The 20,223-nt window shown below is 59.7% G+C and carries 13 protein-coding genes and 1 pseudogene; 7 read left to right on the forward strand and 7 right to left on the reverse strand.

Translation table 11 applies throughout. From position 1 onward, the window contains the following. Nucleotides 1-157 precede the first annotated feature (157 nt). The 3 genes and pseudogenes from M728_RS19425 to M728_RS19435 form a co-directional block, all read left to right on the forward strand. Nucleotides 158-1,627 (forward strand): pectate lyase, encoded by a 1,470-nt coding sequence (locus M728_RS19425; RefSeq protein WP_156943540.1) that lies wholly within the window; start codon nucleotides 158-160, stop codon nucleotides 1,625-1,627. Between the two features lie 217 nt (nucleotides 1,628-1,844). After that, nucleotides 1,845-2,708, forward strand: a complete 864-nt coding sequence (locus M728_RS19430; protein WP_026622538.1) for an ATP-binding protein — start codon at nucleotides 1,845-1,847, stop codon at nucleotides 2,706-2,708. Nucleotides 2,709-2,802: 94 nt separating this feature from the next. Then, nucleotides 2,803-3,202, forward strand: a pseudogene (locus M728_RS19435) (thermonuclease family protein); the annotation flags it as partial. A gap of 51 nt (nucleotides 3,203-3,253) precedes the next feature. On the opposite strand, the gene M728_RS19440 reads toward M728_RS19435, so the two are convergent. Continuing rightward, entirely contained in the window at nucleotides 3,254-3,961 is a 708-nt protein-coding gene (locus tag M728_RS19440) for a class I SAM-dependent methyltransferase (protein ID WP_370906495.1), read from the reverse strand. Nucleotides 3,962-4,336: 375 nt separating this feature from the next. Continuing rightward, complete coding sequence (locus M728_RS19445) at nucleotides 4,337-7,552, reverse strand: calcium-binding protein (protein ID WP_026622959.1); 3,216 nt, start codon at nucleotides 7,550-7,552, stop codon at nucleotides 4,337-4,339. A 988-nt stretch (nucleotides 7,553-8,540) separates the two neighbouring features. On the opposite strand from M728_RS19445, the gene M728_RS19450 reads away from it, so the two are divergent. The 3 genes from M728_RS19450 to M728_RS19460 all read left to right on the forward strand — a co-directional run bounded on the left by M728_RS19450 (nucleotide 8,541) and on the right by M728_RS19460 (nucleotide 12,250). Next, on the forward strand, nucleotides 8,541-9,023 hold the full coding sequence (locus M728_RS19450) for a GtrA family protein (RefSeq protein WP_026622958.1): 483 nt from the start codon (nucleotides 8,541-8,543) through the stop codon (nucleotides 9,021-9,023). Nucleotides 9,024-9,065: 42 nt separating this feature from the next. Next, nucleotides 9,066-10,550, forward strand: coding sequence for an NAD(P)/FAD-dependent oxidoreductase (locus M728_RS19455; RefSeq protein WP_084044689.1), 1,485 nt, complete (start codon nucleotides 9,066-9,068; stop codon nucleotides 10,548-10,550). A 185-nt stretch (nucleotides 10,551-10,735) separates the two neighbouring features. Then, nucleotides 10,736-12,250 (forward strand): hypothetical protein, encoded by a 1,515-nt coding sequence (locus M728_RS19460; RefSeq protein ID WP_026622957.1) that lies wholly within the window; start codon nucleotides 10,736-10,738, stop codon nucleotides 12,248-12,250. A 399-nt stretch (nucleotides 12,251-12,649) separates the two neighbouring features. On the opposite strand, the gene M728_RS19465 is transcribed toward M728_RS19460, so the two are convergent. The 5 genes from M728_RS19465 to rfbF all read right to left on the reverse strand — a co-directional run bounded on the left by M728_RS19465 (nucleotide 12,650) and on the right by rfbF (nucleotide 18,025). Continuing rightward, nucleotides 12,650-13,624, reverse strand: a complete 975-nt coding sequence (locus M728_RS19465) for a glycosyltransferase family 2 protein (protein WP_034883515.1) — start codon at nucleotides 13,622-13,624, stop codon at nucleotides 12,650-12,652. Nucleotides 13,625-13,633: 9 nt separating this feature from the next. Next, nucleotides 13,634-14,635, reverse strand: a complete 1,002-nt coding sequence (locus M728_RS19470) for an NAD(P)-dependent oxidoreductase (protein ID WP_034883487.1) — start codon at nucleotides 14,633-14,635, stop codon at nucleotides 13,634-13,636. A 185-nt stretch (nucleotides 14,636-14,820) separates the two neighbouring features. Continuing rightward, entirely contained in the window at nucleotides 14,821-16,059 is a 1,239-nt protein-coding gene (locus M728_RS19475) for a DegT/DnrJ/EryC1/StrS aminotransferase family protein (RefSeq protein ID WP_034883486.1), read from the reverse strand. Nucleotides 16,060-16,097: 38 nt separating this feature from the next. Beyond that, entirely contained in the window at nucleotides 16,098-17,186 is a 1,089-nt protein-coding gene (gene rfbG, locus M728_RS19480; RefSeq protein ID WP_026620461.1) for a CDP-glucose 4,6-dehydratase, read from the reverse strand. Beyond that, nucleotides 17,183-18,025, reverse strand: coding sequence for a glucose-1-phosphate cytidylyltransferase (rfbF, locus tag M728_RS19485; RefSeq protein WP_034883484.1), 843 nt, complete (start codon nucleotides 18,023-18,025; stop codon nucleotides 17,183-17,185). Before rfbF ends, rfbG begins: the two co-directional genes overlap by 4 nt. A gap of 505 nt (nucleotides 18,026-18,530) precedes the next feature. On the opposite strand from rfbF, the gene M728_RS19490 reads away from it, so the two are divergent. Next, nucleotides 18,531-20,162, forward strand: a complete 1,632-nt coding sequence (locus M728_RS19490) for a hypothetical protein (protein ID WP_026620460.1) — start codon at nucleotides 18,531-18,533, stop codon at nucleotides 20,160-20,162. The last annotated feature ends 61 nt before the right edge of the window (nucleotides 20,163-20,223 follow it).

Below are 20,223 nucleotides of genomic sequence, written 5' to 3' on the forward strand. Positions count from 1 at the left end.
GGCACTTTTACGAAGGTTCGACGATATTCTGGCACCGCCCAGGCTTTTGTCGTGGCTCCGCTATCCAGCACATTCGAGAGCCCAGTCACCCGGCGATCCCGCTCGGGGGAACAGGAGACCAGCCTCGATTGGGGGGGCACCAGGGCATGGCAAAACCATTCACTCGCGTGATGTGAGCGCATTTGTTTCCAGGGCCGCTCGCTCTCTGATGTTGGCAGGGCTGCTTTTCGGATCTTGGGGCGGGCCTCTGCGTGAAGAAGCTCATGCTGCGCCGGCAGCCCGGGAGCCGCTTTCACCTAAGCTCCCAGACGGTAGGCAGCGTGCTTTTCCTACGGCCGAAGGTTTCGGCGCCGGTTCCGTCGGAGGCCGAGGGGGAAAGGTAATCTATGTCTTGAACACGAACGATTCAGGACCAGGATCTTTGCGCGACTGCATCGAAGCGTCTGGGCCGCGGGTTTGCATCTTCCGCACGGGCGGTACCATTACTCTTCGCGAGGAGCCGCTGGTCATTCGAAATCCGTTCTTGACCATTGCCGGTGAAACGGCGCCGGGCGGCGGGGTCGCCATCCGGAACGGTGAGGCACAGGTTCGTCCTTCGATCGAGATTTTGACGAATGACGTGATCGTACGGCACATTCGCCTTCGCCCCGGCCCGCATGTCCGCAAGGCTTGCTGTTCTGGCGGCCTCGGAATGTACTCCGAGGCGGCGAAGAACATTATGCTTGATCATATCTCCGCCAGTTGGGGATCCGACGAGACTATCGATTCAGAAGATGCCAGCAATTTCACCTGGCAATGGGGAATGGCCAGTGAGCCGCTCTTGGAAGGCGGCCCGGGGAAAGAGAACCGTGCACGCAACATGTTGTTCACAAAAGGTGGCAACGTTTCGGTGCACCACTCGCTCTTTGCTTTCGGCAAATACAGGAATCCACAAATTAAAATGAAAATTCCCGGCGCGGTCGCGGATGTCGTGAACAATGTTTTCTTCTCGCCAGTATGGCAATATGTCGTGAGCTTTGGCGATGAATGGACGCATATTCAGGCTAATGTCGTCGGCAATTACAAGATCGCAGGGAAGAAGTTGCGCAACGACCGCCTGGTGCATCTTTTCATCGAAAGCGGGCTCGGGCACTCGATTTATGTCAAGGACAACTACGACGAGCCATATCGTACTGACGCTGACCAAGATGACAGCTTGGTTCTAGCGGAAGATCACAGAAGGTTTCTTGTGACGGCACCGTTTGACGTGCCGACCATCCGCGTCTCCGCACCCATGGCCGCCTACGAGGAAGTCCTGGCGAATGCCGGTGCCACAAAGCCCGAGCGCGACGAGGTCGACCGTCGCATTGTCGAGGACATCAAAAGTCGAAGCGGGCAACTGCTGAGAACGGACCCGCGCGACGTCGGCGGTTGGCCCGAGCTTGATCCTGGAACGCCGTATCAAGATGGCGACATGGATGGCATTTCAGATGATTGGGAGGTCAAATGTGGCATCGACCCAACAAACACTAATGATGGTCAGCAGGACATGGATGGCGATGGGTGGACAAACTTGGAGGAGTTTCTCCATTTCATGGCCGGCGATCCGGAAGGCGGCGATGTCCGGCGGTCTCCGGGTCAAGAATGAGCTGATGCATTTGTCGAGACCGCAAGGCAGGCGCGGCGAGTACATATCGCAAGCGCTCCAAGACCAGTGTTGAGGGCCGCCGATGTGCGGCCGCTTGAAAGGCCAGACGGTGGCGTTGGTGGCTACCGGACGGGTTGAATGCCCGTAAGGGAGACGATCTTCATCAGCAATCCGTGAGCGAATCCTCGTTTAAGTTAAGTAGATACAGGTTGAAACCATGACCGTGAGTGCCAGCAAGTTCTATTCATCGGGTACGGATACGACCGACGTGAGCTTGGAATCTGCTTTCTTCGCCAAGCTTAAGATGCGAAACGGCACTTTCAAACTGACCCAACCGTCGCGCTTTCAAGAGCTGGAGGTCGCGTTCCGACCCTATCTCGAGGAGCGGGCAGGCTCTCTTCGCGAGATCCTCGACGTGGGAGTTTCCACCGGGTTGACAACTGTGGAACTCGCCAGGTTCTTGAAGGATTGTGGCGCTGCTGCCGGCATCGTCGCAACCGATCTCTTCATCGAGGCCCACATCGTCGAACTGGCTCCGGACTTTAGAGTTTTCTGCGATCCGGAGGGTTGGCCATTACAATATGATGTCCGCGGCATCACAGTCCGCCCATGGGTCAGAAGACTGGATTACGTGACGCTCGCTTTTATCCCGCTCATGCTTGGCCGCAGCATTCTGCAACCGCGCCTGCGCTCACGCATAAGGGCCGGCATGAGCAGGCCGGTGCAAATGATTACCCGGTCGTTGCCGTCGAACGGTGAAATCGTGTTCATTGAAAATGATATTATGTGTCGGTCGGAGCGCTTCATCCATCGGTTCGACATGGTGCGTGCCGCCAACATCCTGAACACAGGATATTTTTCCTCGGATCAGATTCATATCGCAATTGAGAACATTCACTCCTATCTCCGCGGTCCGGGCGCCTTGCTCATGATCGCCCGCACCAATCGCGCTCGGGAAAACGCTGGTACCCTGTTTGAGCTAAACGGGAACGGATCGTTCGCCGTATTGAAGCGCGTGGGCGGGGGATCGGAGATCGAAAAGCTCGTGCTGGAGTTCCGCCCCGCAACTGCGGACGGCTAAAGCCTTGATCGCCCTGAATTATAAACGTCGCCCATCCTAACGAGTTCGGGCGAGACGCGCGCCGGAAAACCGCGCCCACTTTTTCCTCATCCGGCAAAAATGCGAGGATGGCGACGGCGGCGCCTACCGCTGCGGCAAGGAGGCAGCGTTACTGCAGCAATTCAAAGTGCTATAGCGTCCTTGGGCGTCTGAAAAGACGCACGGCGCTGTAGCTCTCGACAAATTTCTCGCTGCGTCCCGCCTACCCGCTGCGAGTTTATCGAACGCGATCGGTATCAATGTATCAACGGTTCGTGGGTGTCTGCTTTCGCGCCGACAGCACCGAGTTCAATTGCTGGCTGGTCGAGAACGGCAATGCGGTGGATTGGGAAAGATACAGCAATGGCGGAGCTGAACAGCTCGCGCGTGACCACGGAGTCGGCATCTGGCGTGGCAAGTTCCAGTTGCCGGGCCAAGCGCGGGCTGAACGTGCCAATCATGAGCCTTGTTGCTGACTGAGGAATTGATGCCCGCCGACGAAGTCCCTATGGACGGCAAAACATAGATCAGGAGATCGGCGCGCCCTGAGCAGCAGGCTTTTTCACGACGACAACGTAATTTTTCGGGTATCCTGCGGCCGTGTACCTGTGCCTTGCGTCGAGCCTATAGAACAGCGCCGCCAGGACCCTCAGAATGGGCTTGCCCGCGATGAGGATCGGCGACGCAATCCAGCCGCGGACGCCGCCGCCCAAATCATGCGGTCTGGTAGGCAGGTATCTTGAGGCGCGTTCCATTTGATATGCAACTGTGCCCAGATATCCCTCCAGCCAACAAATGCTGACGATCTCAAATCCGGCTTTGGCCATAAGGTGACGCCAGGCGTATTGAGTGTAGCGGAAGAAGTCATAAGGCTGCTCGTGCTCTTCGTAGAAGAGTGGCGCCGAGCAGATCATGCTCCCGCCCGGTTTCAGTACCCGGTGCAATTCAGCGAGAGCGGCAAGAGGGTCGCTCAGATGTTCGAGCACTTGGTTTAGCGCCACAGCGTCGAACCGCCCGTCCTCCACAGGAATGGAAACCAGATCGCATACATACGTTGATTTGGCATATGGCTTGTCAACCTTCTCGAAATCCGCGGCCTCATATCGGCAATGGTCAAACAAGTGCCTATAGGGTTGACTACCTGCTCCAGCGTCCAAAACCAGGGAGCCGGCGGGCAAGGAACGCGCGAACGCGCTATTCTCTCGGAGAAGCCATTCCCGCGAAGAGTTGATCATCCACACACTCCAATACCAATCAATGCGAATTGCGGTGCAAGATATCCGAGCGTTTCCAAAGTTGCTACTGGAGCTGACCACTTGTGACCTGCCACGAAGGCCGAAGGCTCGGAGCAGTAACCCTCGCGGTCCTCACCGGACGGATGCCCTCATCCCATTGGTGAGTTCATCGAGAAGGCGCCAAGAGCGTAAGTAGCTGGCGTCTGCGCGAACGGGGCATCGACCACCGACCTCGCCCCTTGGCCTGGTCTTCGAAGTGTCGGATCGGCGACGCTCCTGTTCGCTTGGTCTTGGCCATCCATGTGGAGGCCGGACGTTGTGTTCGCGGCGCACCCAGCGCGCCGGTCCTCGCCGCTGCACCGGGCACCGGGTCCCCTAGACGATTAGGAAGTCCCCAGCGGTGAGGCCTGGACGCGTGGAGAGTACGGCGAACTGTACGGCCGCGGCACCGGAAAGGCTGCCGTCGGCATCGTAGTAAAGCGCGCCGCTCGTCGTGTCATAGATTATCCTGTGGCTCGCATCCTGCGCTTCGGTTGCGCCGGCGGCCGCGTAGAATTGCGCGCTCAAAAGGGAGCCACCACTCAGCGCGGTGAAGACGCTCCGCGACAGGGCGAGCTTGTCCCCCGCCGTGAAATCCTCGACGGTGTCAACGTTGGTCGCCCCGAGCGCGAAATCGAACTGGAACTCATCGGCCCCCGCGCCGCCGAACAGCACATCGCTTCCGCCGCCGCCCGAAAGGAGGTTCGCGTTCGCATCGCCCCGCAGATTGTCGTTGCCGGTTCCGCCCCAGACGTTCTCAATGTTGCGGATCGTATCCTCAGCCACGCCTCCAACGGTGACGGTCGCGTAGGTGGTGCCATTGAGCGTGACCGAGACCGATGCGCTCTTGTCGCGATAGCTTGCCGTGTCCGCCCCCGCCCCACCATCGAGAGTGTCGGCGCCGCCACCACCCGTAAACAGGTCCTTGCCGTCATTGCCGTCGAGCCTGTTTGCCAGATTGTCGCCCGTGAGCGCGTCGTTTCCTTTGCCGCCGAACACATTCTCGATGTTGCGAATGGTGTCTTCCGCAGCACCCCCGACGAAGACGAAGCTGTCGTTTGCTCCGTCGAGAGTCACCCTGACCGAGGTCGTCTTCTCGCGATAATCCGCCGTGTCGACGCCTGCGCCGCCATTGATGAAGTCGGCTCCAACGGCGCCACGGAACAGATTGTTTGCGCTGTCGCCAATAAGCGTGTCAGCACCGGATCCCGCCAGAATATTCTCCACGCCGCGGACGATGTCCTCCGCCACTCCGCCGACGAAGACGCTTGCATTCGCCGTTCCATTGAGGGTGACGCTGATTGCGTCGGTCTTCTCGAGATAATCGGCCGTGTCGACGCCGTTGCCACCGTTGAGCACGTCGTTGCCAAGGCCGCCCTTGAGCGTGTCGCCGCCGTCATTACCGAGCAGCACATTGGCCAGGCTGTCGCCGGTAAGCGTATCGCCGGCAGAGCCACCAGAGACATTCTCGAAGTTGCGGATCGTGTCCTCATTGACGCCGTTGACCCTGACGGTCACGGCGTTGGCGCCGTCGAGCGTCAGGGCGACGGACGTCGTCTTGTCCCGAAAATCGGCCGTGTCCTCGCCCGCTCCGCCGTCTAGAGTATCGGCGCCCCGGCCACCGCGTAACGTATTGCTGGCGCCATCGCCGGTCAGAACGTCGGCGCCCGCGCCTCCGAAGATGTTCTCAATGTTGCGGGCCGTGTCCTCGGCCACGCCGCCGACCGTCGCGATCGCGTCGGCCGCTCCTGCCAGTGCGAGGACAACCGCAACGGTCTTGTCGCTGAAGTCGATCGTGTCGGAACCGATGCCTCCGTCGATGACGTCGAGGCCGCCTCCGCCCTTGAGAAGGTCGCCGCCCGCGCCACCAACGAGGATGTTCGCCTGGACGTCGCCGGTGATCACGTCGGAAGCGGCGCCACCGGTTACATTCTCAACGTTGCGGACGGTGTCTTCGGCAACACCGCCGACGAACACCGTTGAACTGTTGGCGCCGTTAAGAGTGACCGCAACCGGTTTGGCCGATGCGGAATAATCGACGGTGTCGCTGCCGGCACCGCCATCGAGCACATTTGCAAAGCCGTCGCCAGCGAGGACGTCATTGCCCGAGCCGCCGATGATGTTCTCTATGTTGCGGAGCGTATCCTCCGCAACCCCGCCCACGGACACCGTGGCGGCACTCGCCCCGGCCAGCCTGACGACTAAGGACGCCGTTTTGTCGCTGTAGTCGGCCGTATCGTTGCCGCCGCCACCATCCAACGCATCCGCACCGAGACCGCCGCGGAACGTGTTGGCGGCCGCATCGCCGGTGAGTTGGTCGTTGGCCGAGCCGCCGATGACATTCTCGATATTGCGCACCGTGTCCTCTGCTGTCCCGCCAATAGTCGCGATCGCGTTGGCGGCACCGTTGAGCGCGAGGAGAACGGACTGAGTCTTATCGCTGAAATCGGCGGTGTCGCTACCGTCGCCGCCATCCAATGTGTCGGCACCGGAGCCTCCGCGGAAAGTATTGGCGACGGTATCACCGGTAATTGTGTCATCGCCTGAGCCGCCGACGATATTTTCGACCTTCGCGACTGAGTCCTCGGCAACGCCACCGACTGTCACGGTGACGAGATTGCTGCCGTTCAGTGTCACGGCGATGGCGGCTGTCTTGTCGCTGTAATCGGCGGTGTCGAAGTCCTCGCCGCCATCCAGGATGTCTGCCCCGCCACCTCCCTTCAGCCAGTCATTGCCGCGCGCGCCAGAAAGCTTGTTGGCCGCGGCATCGCCCGTCAGCGCGTCGCCTGCCGATCCGCCGACGATGTTCTCGACATTGCGGACGGTGTCCTCCGCAACTCCGCCGACGAAGACCGTCGCGGCATTGGCGCCGTTGAGCGTTACAGCCACCGCAGAAGTCTTCTCCCGAAGGTCGAAGGTGTCGATGCCGGCGCCGCCGTCGACCGTATCGTCCCCCTCGCCGCCAAACAGGGAATCGTCGCCGCCGTCGCCATTGAGGGTGTCGTTGCCGGCCTCGCCGCGCAGGATGTTGTTCTGATTGTTGCCGGTCAGGATGTCGTTGCCCGAGCCGCCATACACGTTCTCGAAGTTGCTGATGGTATCCTCGGCAAGACCATTCACGAAGACCGTCGTCGGCGTAGCGCCCCCTAAAGTGACCACGACCGATGCCGTCTTGTCAGCATAGTCGACCGTGTCGATCCCGGCTCCGCCGTTGAGCACGTCGCTTCCGCCCCCACCTCTGAAAAGGTTGTTTTGGGCATCGCCTGTGATGGTGTCGTCGCCCGAGCCGCCGTAGACGTTTTCAATAGCGCGGAGGATGTCTTCGGCGATGCCGCCGACCGTCACGATTGCATCATTGGTCCCGTTGAGCGTGACGGTTATCCCCACCGTCTTCTCCCGATAATCAACCGTGTCGACGCCGGAGCCGCCGTTGATGGTGTCCGACCCTTCCAGTCCCTGTATGAGATCGTCACCGGCGAAACCGCTGATCGTGTCGTCTTGATCCGTGCCGATGAGGGTATTGTTTCCGGACGTGCCGTTGATCACTGCCATGGATTATCCCTCCGTTCGACTTCCTATGAAGATCCTTGCGGGGACGGGCTGCCAATCCGACGGGAAAGACCGGGGAACGTTCCGGCTCTCGTATACCGCGCCCTTCCTTCATCGTTTCGCTGAAGGTGGAGGCGAGCGTGACCGCCCTCTTCCTTGCGGACCGATCGAAAATACCTTTTGAGGTCACAGTAACGGCCGCTGTATCGGTATCTCGATATGCATGAGGGCTGCGGCTAGTATCACTATGGCAGTTCGCCGGTTTGCAGGCGATCGACTACAATTTCGTTGAGTATCTCACGTCAAAATTTACGAATATTTTCTTTAGGTTATCACCTTCGTGATCGGTACACCATATGTCATTTGATATAGTGGCCTCCCAAGCCGAACGGAGGGTGGAAGGCGGGTTCACGGAAAGTGCAGGGCGCTTCAATATCCGGTGCGCTCGTGCGCTCTTCATGTAATGTTGTGCATGTCATTGGGCGCATAATCATCTAGCCATTTTCCTCAGCATCCATCACTTGTGAAAGATCCAAGGGCGCGACGAGATAGTCCCACGCGAAAAGCCGGGAACGCTCAGAATTTTGCAAGAGGCGCGGGGGATCCGCCGTACACCGCTCGCGATCGCTTCGCTCGCAGCTATCGACACCGCTTCGCCCTAAGCGGACGTAGACCGAAGATATCCAGCCCGAAGCTCCCGATATCGGAATGAACATGCTGGGTAAGTAATCCAGCCATGACGCCATGTTCCTGTTCGGTAGAGATGTCGCGCGCTTCATCCCGACGCAATTAGGGATTTACCTGACAGTCGAATAATTGCGAACTCACTGCGCTTCAAATAGAGTATCCTCCAGCGTCTTAAACGACGACTTACGCCTGCCAGGCACGATTAAGATTTTGAAAAATTTACGTTAAAGCCGAAATAGGCTGCCAACAATTTGCCTGAAGGTATTTTCGCAGCAAGGGCTAGAACCGGTGCGGGGGCGGGGTGATGTCAGACACTGATCAGCACACAGCGCCGCTGACCGCCGTCGGGCTTTATCGCTCAACCAGGCAGGGCGATCGCCGCGCGCGTTCGGGTTGGCTGCTCCCGCCCACTCTGATCCGTTTCGGGATTGTCGGGGTGATCAATGTCGCAGTCGACCTAGGTGGCTTCATCCTTCTGGCTATAGGATCCGGGTTGCCGGGGCCTACCGCCAACATCGTCTCCTTTTCGGCGGCCATCGTGACGAGTTACATGCTGAACAATTTCTGGACCTTCCGCCGCCCGGGAAACAGACAGGGGCACTCGCGGCGCTTTGTGCTGTTTATCACTGTCAATGTTGTCGGGCTGACGCTATCGACCGGGCTGGTGCTTGTGTTTATGCAATTCTCGGGGAAGCTGGCGGCAAAGCTGGCGTCGATACCGATAGTTTTCCTCTGGAACTACTTAGCCTCAAAATACATAGTTTTCCGGCCGAACGCGAAAGCATGAGCGGCCGGTCAGGTTCTGCGCTTAGGACGATCGGGGGATCGGATGACGGAAGGCAAAGACGTGAAGACAGCGAAGCCAACCGGCGCACCGTGCAGTCCGGTCCAGAGCGCGACGACAAGGCATGACTCGCCAAATCACAGCCCTCGGATAGTAGTGATCGGCGGCGGCTTTACGGGTCTTGCCGCGGCGTATGAGGCACTCAAGCGGGGCGCGCAGGTAACGGTCCTGGAGGCAGATTCGGTTGCGGGCGGGCTAGCGGCCTGCTTCGAGGTCAACGGCAAACAGCTGGAGCGTTTCTACCATTTCTGGTACAACACAGATCAGCACCTGCTCGATCTGGTGGACGAGCTTGAGCTCAACGAGAAAGTGGTTGTTCGACCGTCTGCGACGGGAATGTATTATGCGGGGAGCCTGTTCCGCCTCGCCACGCCACTCGATGTGCTGCGCTTCAAGCCACTCTCAATAATCAATCGGTTTCGATTGGGACTGCTCGTTCTGGCCGCCAGGCGGATCAAGTCGTGGAGGGATCTGGATCATGTCAGCGCGGCGGAATGGCTCTCTAAGTTGTGCGGCAAAGAAGTGTTCCGCGTCGTCTGGGAGCCGCTGCTGCTCGGCAAGTTCGGCAAGCATGCCTTTGATGTTTCGGCAGCCTGGTTCTGGGCGAAGCTGTTGCTGCGTGGCGGCAGCCGGGGTAAAGGCGGTGCCGAGAACCTGATGTATTTCAAGGGCGGGTTCAAAGCGCTGGTCGATTACCTCGTCGCCGAGATCGTGCGCCGCGGTGGAAATGTTCGCTACAGGACGCCGGCAACGGGCCTGGAGGTCCGAGATGGTGTCGTGACCGGTGTACATTGCGCCGACGGACTCTTGCCCTGTGACGGCGTGGTCGCGACGACTGCATTGCCGATCATTGCGGATGTAATCGAGAACCATGTCGATCGTGATTATGGCGCGCGGCTACGGAAAATCGGTTATCTCGGCAATGTGTGCCTGGTGCTGGAGCTCAAGCACAGCCTGTCCGAACTCTACTGGATGAACGTCAACGACCCGTCATTTCCGTTCGTCGGCATTATAGAGCACACTAACTTCGAACCCTTGTGGCCGGGCGAGAACCGGCACATCGTATATCTCTCCAAGTACCTATCGACAGACGACCCTGTCTACGCGATGAGCGACTTGGAACTGCTCCATTTCGCCCTCCCGCACATCCAGAGGATGTTTCCAGATTTCAACCGCGATTGGATTATCGACCACCATGCATGGCGAGCGGACTATGCCCAGCCGTTGGTAGTCACGGGCTACGCCGAGCTGATCCCCGACAACGATAGCCCCATTGAAGGCTTTAAGATCGCCTCAATGGCCCAGATCTATCCCGAAGATCGCGGCACGAACCATGCCATTCGGGAAGGACGTCTTGTAGCGGGGCTCCTCGTTGACGAACTTCGCTGGAAGGTGAGGACCGGCGCAAAGGCCGCAAACGCCCGGGCATTGTTTCGTGTCCCGGCTGAACAGGGGATGATGCAGCCTTGACGAGCACACCTGGCAACCAGTCGATATCGAGGCAGGCTGGGTCTTCACGGGCAGCCCTTGGCCTCAACCTTGCCGACAGGTCAGTTCTGCTTTGGTGCGCTCTTAGCGGGGCGGCCGTCATCCTCGGTCTTGCGTTATTCGCCCGTGTTATGTCCGAGGCAATTGGACATGACGAGCATATTTACATGGGCGCGGGGGCACTGATCGATAGGTTTACGCTTTATCAGGAGATCAGCTACGCCCATCTGCCCAACCTGCCCATCCTCCTGAGTATGGTCGTTGGGGATTCGCCCGGCTATCATTTTCTCGCTGCGCGTTTCACCGTGTTCCTTTGTTGGATGGCTCTTCTGTGGGCATTCGGAGCGCTTTCCTGGCGATTGTCTAAGAGCCTGCCGATCACCACGCTGGCAATACTCTTGCTCTTGACCAATCCGCTGTTCATCGGTCGCGCGCCAATGCTGGTGGCCAGTCACATCTTTCCTGTCTGTCTCGCGACTTTCGGTTTTCTGTTCTTCGTGCTGGCTATGGAGCGCGAACGCCGACGCTCCTTTTACGTCTTCCTGTGCGGCGCATCGTTGTCGTTGGCGGTCGGGTTCAAGGCAAACTACGTGATCGTCATTCCGCCGTTCGTCGTCGCCGCCTTTCTCTTGCCGCGCTCCTTGAGGCTCTCGGACCGCCTCTGGCGGGTCGTTCTGCCCATGGGCCTTGGCGGCCTCGTCGCAGGCCTGCCTACGATTTACTATTTTCTGGCTCATACAGACGCTTTTCTGTTCAACACGGTAGAATATTTTACCGGCCCGCATCGCACCTATTGGAACGAGCCGGCGCGCGCTGCAACGGTGACAGGGCTTTCCCTGCACAGCCAGATCATCTTCGCATACCGGCTTTGGGGTGCCGGTGCTTCGGTGATCATTCTGGTCGGGCTCTGTTATTGCTTTGCGGCTTTTGCGCTGTTGCGCGACCGAACAGCTGCCTGGCGGCAGCTTAGCGTCTACCCAATACCTATCACGCTGGCGTTGACAGCGCTTGGAGTGCTGATCTCTTTCGTCACGAAGCCTGCGTTCCCGCAATATTATATGCCGCCCATCCCCTTCATGATCCTGCTGATCGTCTGCCTGTTAGCGGCCATGACTGCGGAACAGCGTCAGCACGCCCGTCCGCTCATCGTCGCTTTGGCCGTCGGTGCCTTCCTCCTCGGCGCGCCGCAGTTGCTTCAGGACTTGCCGAAGCTTGCAAGGCCTTCGACCTGGACGGGCATCCAGGTTCACAACACGGCTATGCGTATTCGCGAACATCTCACAATCGACGCCCGACGCCCGCGCATTGCCACGCTCTCGCCGAGCTACGCGATAGATGCCGGACTCGAAATTTATCCGCAACTAGCCTCCGGCCCGTTCTTTTTTAGGATCGGTGATTATCTTTCCGCGGAGGAACGCGCCGCCTACAACATCACCTCCCCGAGCACCATCCACGTCCTGTTTGATGCCGCCCCGCCGGACGCGATCTTGATCGGTCACGAGGGCGAGTTTGACGAACCCCTCAAGGCATATGCCCTGGCGCATGGCTATGTGAGGGTGGCGGAGCCTATCGGCACCGACCGTTATGGTGACAGCATCCTCTATGTCCGTCCGGTTGGCTCCGCGCCGACAGCAAGTGAGGCTCCGGCCAAGGCCGCCACGGCGGGCTTAGCACCACAATGACTGGAGGCGGAATGCTAACGTTCGGCAGCCGGCCGGAGAGAACTTGAGGCTCGTTGTCGTATGCCGACGGCCCGGTCTCTGTTGTCCCCAGTAGTTCAAGAGGCAAGCGGTGCTGCCCAAGCTGAAGACCTGTCGGGACCACTGTCCGCGACACTCGGCTACAGATCGGCAATGATGAGAAGCTGCAGCATCTTGCTCTGACGCTGCACTACAGCGCCGTGCGTCTTTTCAGACGCACAAAGGACGCTGTAGCACTTTGAATTGCTGCATGTTTTTGTCCTTAAATCGGCTCCGATTTAAGGAAACATGCAGTAGGCTTCGATGCTTGTGCAGCAAAGCCAACACAAGCGCGGCCGCGATCCGGCGCATGCAGGCTGTAGATTTAGCCGGTGGAGAAGATCATTGGTAACGAGAAGCAGCCCGCTCGTGACGGGGGCGGTACTCATCGTTGAGGCTCGCCTCGATTATCGGCGTCGGCCTCCGCTTGGACTGCATGAATATCCGCCCGATATATTCGCCTATGATCCCAAGGAAGATCGCGTTCAGCGTGATCGAGAGCAGGATCAAGATCGTTGTCGTGGCAAAGCCCGCCGGCCAGTCCTGTCCGAAGATCAGCTTTCCGATGAAGTAGCCGACGAGCAGTAGGAATGTCGCGGTACCCATGATCAGGCTGGTTATCGAAGCTATGCGCAGCGGGATCAGCGAATGATTAAGAATACCGTCTACGGCAAGTGCGAACATGGCCCGAAAGGGGAACTTGCTTTCGCCAGCGACCCGCGCCTGGCGGTCGTATTCAAAGCCGATTTGCGAAAAGCCCATGGCACTGATCAGCCCGCGCAGATAGGGCGAGGTATCGTCGACCCTGCGCAGTTCGTCGAGAACGCGCCGGTCGACAAGGCGGAATTCGCCGGCATTCAGGGGAAGTTCGTCTTCGCTCAGCGCGTTGATGAATCGATAGAATCTGCGCCTTATCAATGCCGTGAACCAGCCGTCCGTCAGCGAGCGGCGTACACCGTAGACGACCTGATGACCCTGGTGCCAAAGCGCGATCATTTGCGGAATGAGCTGCGGAGGATCCTGCAGATCACAGTCGATCTGGACCGAACAGTCGCCGCTCGCGGCTTTATAGGCCACGAGCAGCGAGTGCTGGTAGCCCACATTGCGGCTGAAACGGATGACGCGGACGCGGCGATCCTCGCGTGCAATCTCCTGAAGAATTTGGAAGGTGCGGTCCGTGGAATGATTGTCGGTGAAGATGATCTCATAATTGTAGCCGGGAAGATCGCTGAACGTTTCCACAATGGCGGCATAGGCTCGCCGGACGTTCGCTTCCTCGTTGAACGCCGGTATCAGAACAGAAATCAACGGCTTCATCTCGGCCACTTATGGAGCTCCCGTTTTTTCTCGGCGCGACGTTGCCGGCAACTCGCTCGGCGGTTCCTGCAAGCGCGCGTGCTCGCGATACCATGCGACGGTCTGCACGAGACCTTCTGCCAATGGGGTGGATGCGCTCCATCCGAGAAGGCTGCGTGCCAACGCCGTGGCGGCGCGGAAGTCCGGAATGCCCGACGAACCATCCGCCGGGCCATACTCGACGAGCGTCGCATCGGCGCCCGTTTCCGCGATTATCAGTCGCGCCACGTCGCGCATCGTCGGAGCAAAGCCGGTTCCGATATTGATGATCGTGCCGCCGGACAGTTGCGCCTCTGCCACATGGAGAAGCCCGTCGACGGCATCGTCGATATAGATCAGGTCGCGCCGATCTTCCGGATGTCGCACCATCGAGGTCTCTCCGGCCAGGCAACGGGTGATCAGCCATGGCAGGAGATAGGCGGTAGATTGCAAGGCGCCGTAGACCAGGGCGAGCCGGGCGGTGATGACCGGGAATGGCAGCCGGCGCTGAAGGGCGCCAGCCAATTGCGTGGCAGCGACGAGTTCCGCGCCGTAGGCGTTGACCGGAACTTCGCGCGTGTCCTCGTGAAATGGCGCCTGTGCGGAGCCATATTCGGCGAGCGAGCCCGTCCGGATCATGATTTTCGGGGGACGGGGCGCTGTTGCGGCGGCACTCAGCAAGCCGATCAATACCTGCACCTGCTCGCGCATGCCATCCCGGGCGTCGGAGAGGTCCGGGGCTTCCGGCCGGCGCGGACGGGCCGCGAGGTGAAATACGTACTCGGGTTCGGCATCGGAAAGACAGTGCTTGAGCGCCGTCTCTGATTGCAGGTCAAAATTGTGCCGAACGACGCCGCCGCGTAGATCCTGCACCCGCCTGTCATCGGAGCCCGGTCGGATGATGAGATGAACCTGGTGACCGGCGACAAGGCAAGCCCTCGCTAGATGAGAGCCGACGAAACCTGCGCCACCGGTGATAAGAATACGCGCCACGACCTGAACCCACCTACCTTGCTGCGAAGCCTAAATGCCGCTCGGGAGCTGCGAAGCGCCATCTCCTCCTTGAGCTGCTTCACTCATGTTTCAGCGCCTCCCGATGCGTTAGTGGAGTCGGCCCGAGGACCGACTCCGATAGCTTAGAGGCGGACAACCGTGCACATCCTTCTCACCTCGTCCTGTCAGATTGCTACAGCACTCGCCTGCAGCGGTGCACGCATCCTCGGTTTCGTCGAGAAACTGTCGACGAAGTCGCAGAACGACGCATGGATATGGTCGAGTTGCTCCGGCGTGAGGCCGTGATGGCAAGCGAGCAAGATCCCACCGCGCATCACGTCGTCCGCCACCGGGTAGCCCTTGTCCGAGATCCGGCTGTTGACGCCTTTCATAGCCGGCTGGCGCAGGATGTTGCCGGTGAAAACGGGGCGGGTCTGAATATCCCTGCGTTCGAGGAAGATCTGCATATCGCGCCTGGTGAACGGCGCGTCCGGCCGTATCGTGAGCGGGAAGGCGAGCCAGCCGGTACGGGACTCGGGCAATTGCCGCGGCAGGATGAACCAGTCCTCATATTGTTTGAAGAAGGCCAACTGGGCGGCAAAGTTGCGCTCCCGCGCGGCAATGTTTTCTTCGAGCCTGTCGAGCTGGACGAGCCCGAAGGCGGCGCCCATCTCGGAGGGCTCAAGGTTGAAGCCGAGCGCCTCGAACACGAACTTCGCGTCGTAGGAGAAGCCGTCGATGTCGATGTTGAAACGGTTTTCGACCGATTCGGAATCGACGAACAGTGACGACGTGCGCCCCCAGGAGCGCATCAGCCTTGCGCGCCGCGCCAATTCATCGTCATTGACGCAAAGCATGCCGCCGTTTCCGGCCGCCGTTATCACGTGCGAGCCGTAGAAGCTGGTCGTGCTGACATGGGAGCGCATGCCGGTGCTGACGCCTTTGATGGTGGCGCCGAGGGTGTCGCAACTGTCTTCGATGACGAACAGGCCATGGGCGTCGGCAATCGCCCGAATTCGATCCCAATCCGGAAGATTGCCGATCAATGACGGGATCATCACGGCGCGTGTTTTTGGCGAAATCATGCGCTCGATCGCATCGACGTCGATGTTGTACGTCGCTTCCGTCGCATCGACGAACACCGGCACGAGACCTGCCCTGACGATCGGCGCGACGGTTGTTGCGAAGGTCAGGGCCGGGGTGATGACTTCCGCGCCTTGCGGCAACTGCAGCATTTCCATAGCCAGGTAGTTGGCCGAGGATCCGGAATTGACCATGATGCCATGCCGCTTGGCGAAGAGCGCTGAGACGCGCTCTTCCATGCTTCTCACCGCGCGGCCCATCTGCGTCGACGTCCGCATGACATCGACAACGGCTGCGATTTCCTTCTCTCCGTAAACGGACTGCCCATAGTTGACACGCATGTCATGCTCCCCATCTGCGGTTCGTCCCGCTCTGCGGTTCAGGCCGCTCGGACCCAGTGTGCTGCGTATTCGTCAAGTTGCTGCTGTGAGAACCGGCGTATGTCGGCCGGATCTTCCATGTATTTGCGGTACCAGGCGACGGTCATTCCGACCGCCTCGTCCAGCCCAAGCAAAGGTTTCCAACCGAGTTCGACGTGCGACTTCGTGCTGTCGAGGCGCAGGACGACGGACTCGGCCGGCTCGTCGGCCCGGCGTTCGGCGATATATTCGGGTGGCGGACCGCCCCAATGGGAAACGACCAGTTCCGCGAGCGTGCCGACATTCACCGTCGCGTCCTTTTCGGGGCCGAAGTTCCAGCCGCCCGCGAAGCGTGCACCGGTCTCGATCAGGCCGGCAGCCAGCATGAGGTAGCCGCGCAGCGGCTCGAGAACATGCTGCCAGGGCCTCACGTTCTTGGGATTTCGCAGGCGCGCCGGAATGCCGGTTTCGACGGCGCGCACCAGGTCCGGAATCAACCGGTCCGCGCCCCAGTCTCCGCCGCCGATCACGTTGCCCGCCCGCACCGTGGCAAGCTGCGGGCCGCCGGGATCGCTGAAGAAGGAGGAGCGGTAGGCCGCGGCCACCAGTTCGGCACACCCTTTCGAGGAGCTGTAGGGGTCGCGGCCGCCCATGGGATCGTTCTCCCGGTAGCCCCAGACCCATTCCCGATTTTCGTAGCATTTGTCGCTCGTGACGACGACGATGCCGCGCAAGGATGGCATGCGGCGTGCTGCCTCGAGCACCACGGCGGTCCCGACGACATTGGTCATATAGGTGTCGACCGGCCTCTCGTAGGACGTCCGCACCACGGCCTGCGCCGCCATGTGGATGACGAGGTCGAAATCCTGACCGCCGATGCTCTCGCTGAAGCCCGCCTCGGTGCGAATGTCGCCAATGCGCCCGTCGACGAGGCCCTCGAGATCAATGGCAGACGAAAACGAGGGTGCGGATGCCGGCAGCGCAACGCCAACCACATCTGCGCCAAGACGGCGAAGCCAGAGCGATAGCCATCCGCCCTTGAACCCCGTGTGCCCGGTGACCAGGACGCGGCGGCCGCGAAGAATCCGGGAGAGGTCCGACTCGTTCACGTCACCCGCTCCCGCCTAGAATTCGCCAGCGGCAGCTCAGTCACCGCGGCGGAGGGGGGTGAAGTGCTACGCTCGAATTGCATCCACGGCGGATCCTCGGTTTCCGCAAGGCCGTTGAGGTAATCGCGGTCGCGGATCGTATCCATCGGATGCCAGAAGCCCTTGTGCTTGTAGGCAAAGAGCTCGCCATCCCGGGCCAGATTCGTCAGCGGCGACCCCTCCAACGGGTCTGACGGGCCGGAAATGTAATCCAGAACGCCGGGTTCGAAGACGAAAAAGCCGCCATTGATCCAGGTTTCGTGCTTGCGTACCTTTTCCGTGAACTCGACGACCTTGTCGCCCTCGATCTCCAGATTGCCAAATCTTGCCGGTGGCTGCACCGCGGTGACCGTCGCCAGGCGGCCATGCGAGCGATGGAAGTCGAGCAGCGCTTCGATATCGATGTTGCCGACGCCATCCGCATAGGTGGCCATGAAGGTCTCGCCGTCGAGCCAGTCACGCAGGCGAAGCAGGCGGCCGCCCGTCATCGTCGAGAGACCGGTGTCGACCACCGAAACATTCCAGTCCAGAGGATGCACGGGGCGCAGCACCATGGACCCGTTTCCAAGTGCCACCGTGAAGTCGGCTGTCGACAGGTGGAAGTTGTGGAAGAAGTTCTTGATGAACATGCATTTGTAGCCGCCGGCGACGACGAAATCGTGGAAGCCCCAACGGCTATAGATGTCCATCACATGGAGAATGATGGGCTTGCCGCCGACCTCCACCATGGGCTTCGGAATCCGGGTGGTCTCCTCCGCGAGGCGGGATCCGAGACCTCCGGCGAACAGCACGACTTTCATGACAGCCTCCAAGCTTTAGCGACGGCAAATCCTATGGGATTGTCCATCGGTGTCGCGCATGATGCGTCTCGTCGCTGTGCGTCGTTTCAGACGCAAAGGGTCGCAAACAGCCAAACTTGCCGTGTGCTTCGTCCTTAAGCCGATCGCTGTCCAAGGACCCGTGCAGTAAACGCGAGTGCAGAAACGCATCTATAAAAAAAGCATCTGCCGGACCGGAGGAAAAAGCAGGTGCAAGATTTCAGTATTAAAGTGAGTGTAACTAAGCTATAGTTCTCCGAAATTATTTCGGTATTTACATTAGAAACTAATGCTATCCATCCTTCCCTAAATCCGCAAGCTGCGCCGTGTCAGGATAATCCCTACGGTGTTGTCAGGAATAACCCCGGATAGCGGCGAGGAATCGCTTCCGATACAGATAAACCCTACGGTGCGCCGTCGCGCCAAAGGGGCGGCGATAAACGTGGCCGATGTCGCAAGGAGTCTCCTTCAGGCCGGAGGAATTCGAATGGCGGATATTGACGAGGTCGCTCCATCACGCGTCGCATTACCCTCGGCGGATTTGAGAACGCTCCTCTACCGTGCCGCGGTCGTCATTCTCTCGGTGCTGCTTCTCTTCTCCCTGTTCTTGCGCTTGATGAACTACGAGATGCGCAAGGACGAGCAGCTATACGTGCCACCGATCAGGCTCCTTGATCACTACCGCCTCTACGAGGACTTCTTCTACAATCATCCGCCGGGCTCGGTCTGGCTATTCCATTGGATCGGCGCGACCATCGGGTCGGACCATCTGTTGTTCAGCGGTCGGCTGTCCGTCTTTCTCGCCTGGATGTTGTTCCTTGCGGCGATCGGAGCCATCACCTACTCGCTGACGCGATCCGGGCTGATCAGTTGGTGCCTTGCCGCTCTCACTGTTGCGAACGATCTTTTCCTGACACAGACAGGCATGGCGGTGACGAATAATTTCTTGCCGCTGCCCTTTGCGTTCATCGGTCTCGGTTTGTTTGTGCTCGCTGTCCGAGAAGGGCATCCCAAACCTTTCCTGATTGCGATTGCAGGCTTCTGTCTGTCGCTTGCCGCGGCCTTCAAGATCAGTGCGGTTGCATTCATCCCGCCGGTGGCGGTCGCAGCGTTACTGCTGCCGCGCACTTGCCGTTTCAGGGACCGCCTGCTGCGCGTCGTTGCGCCTCTTGCTGCGGGAGGTCTGGTGGGGGGAATGCCGATCCTCATACCCTTGCTCGCTACGCCGCAGAGGTTCCTTGCCCATGTTGCGCAATATCACACCGGTCCGCATCTGCAGTATTGGCGAGTGGCAAATGCACCCGGCGAAGAGCAGGCTCTATCGCTGATGGCGAAGCTGTTGCTCGCACAGGATATATGGTTCTCCGCGGCGGGCGCCGTGGTGATCACCCTTCTGCTCGCGCTGCTGCTGACGGCGTTCCAGGCGCCGGCCGATTGTAGGAAGGCCCGGCTGTCGCGCGTCCTCAATGGTCCGCTCCTTGTCGTGGCGGGCGCGCTCGTGTGCAGCGCGGCCATGAGCCTATTGCCCACACCCAGCTTTCCCCAATATTTCGCGCCGCCGCTGATCTGTCTCCCCTTGGGGCTGGCATTGCTTTTCGGTGGTCTTGCGCCCGAGACGCGAACACGCCTCCAGCCGGTGTTTGTCGCCGCGACCATAGTGGTTCTGTTGATCGAGGCGCCGCGTCTTGCCCAGCATATCGGGACGGCTGTCCGGCCGGACCGGTGGACGGTAACGCGGGTTCACGAGGCTGGCGTTGCTATCTCGCAGCGCATTGCGGCGGCAGGCGCCGAAGGAAAGGTGGCCACGCTGTCGCCGATCTATCCTTTGGAGGGTCATCTCGACGTCTATCCAGAACTGGCGACGGGGCCCTTCGTCTATCGAACCGCGGAATTCACCGGTCAGGATCTTGCCACGTGGTACAGAATGACGTCGCTCGACGGCATTGCAGCCATGTTCGACGCTGATCCGCCCGGAGCGCTGCTGCTCGGCTTCGACGATGTTCTCGAGCGACCGATGCTCGACTATGCGCGGCGAAATGGCTATCTGCCTTCAACCGACCTTTGGTTTAAAGATCGATACGGCAGTCCAGTCCTCTATCTGAGGCCTGCGCCGCAATGATCTAAATCGCGTCGCGACCCACTACGTCCCTGTCGTGCATGTCGTTGCGCCGCAAACGGCT

It is taken from the genome of Ensifer sp. WSM1721, assembly GCF_000513895.2.
Lineage (GTDB): Bacteria > Pseudomonadota > Alphaproteobacteria > Rhizobiales > Rhizobiaceae > Sinorhizobium.

What these genes read in the sequence shown, in the direction of transcription:
- M728_RS19465 (WP_034883515.1), bottom strand. Translation starts at nt 13,624, where the DNA reads ATGAAGCCGTTGATTTCTGTTCTGATACCGGCGTTCAACGAGGAAGCG.
- M728_RS19490 (WP_026620460.1), top strand. Translation starts at nt 18,531, where the DNA reads ATGGCGGATATTGACGAGGTCGCTCCATCACGCGTCGCATTACCCTCG.
- M728_RS19430 (WP_026622538.1), top strand. Translation starts at nt 1,845, where the DNA reads ATGACCGTGAGTGCCAGCAAGTTCTATTCATCGGGTACGGATACGACC.
- M728_RS19440 (WP_370906495.1), bottom strand. Translation starts at nt 3,961, where the DNA reads ATGATCAACTCTTCGCGGGAATGGCTTCTCCGAGAGAATAGCGCGTTC.
- M728_RS19475 (WP_034883486.1), bottom strand. Translation starts at nt 16,059, where the DNA reads ATGCGTGTCAACTATGGGCAGTCCGTTTACGGAGAGAAGGAAATCGCA.
- rfbF (WP_034883484.1), bottom strand. Translation starts at nt 18,025, where the DNA reads ATGAAAGTCGTGCTGTTCGCCGGAGGTCTCGGATCCCGCCTCGCGGAG.
- M728_RS19460 (WP_026622957.1), top strand. Translation starts at nt 10,736, where the DNA reads ATGGGCGCGGGGGCACTGATCGATAGGTTTACGCTTTATCAGGAGATC.
- M728_RS19455 (WP_084044689.1), top strand. Translation starts at nt 9,066, where the DNA reads ATGACGGAAGGCAAAGACGTGAAGACAGCGAAGCCAACCGGCGCACCG.
- M728_RS19450 (WP_026622958.1), top strand. Translation starts at nt 8,541, where the DNA reads ATGTCAGACACTGATCAGCACACAGCGCCGCTGACCGCCGTCGGGCTT.
- M728_RS19445 (WP_026622959.1), bottom strand. Translation starts at nt 7,552, where the DNA reads ATGGCAGTGATCAACGGCACGTCCGGAAACAATACCCTCATCGGCACG.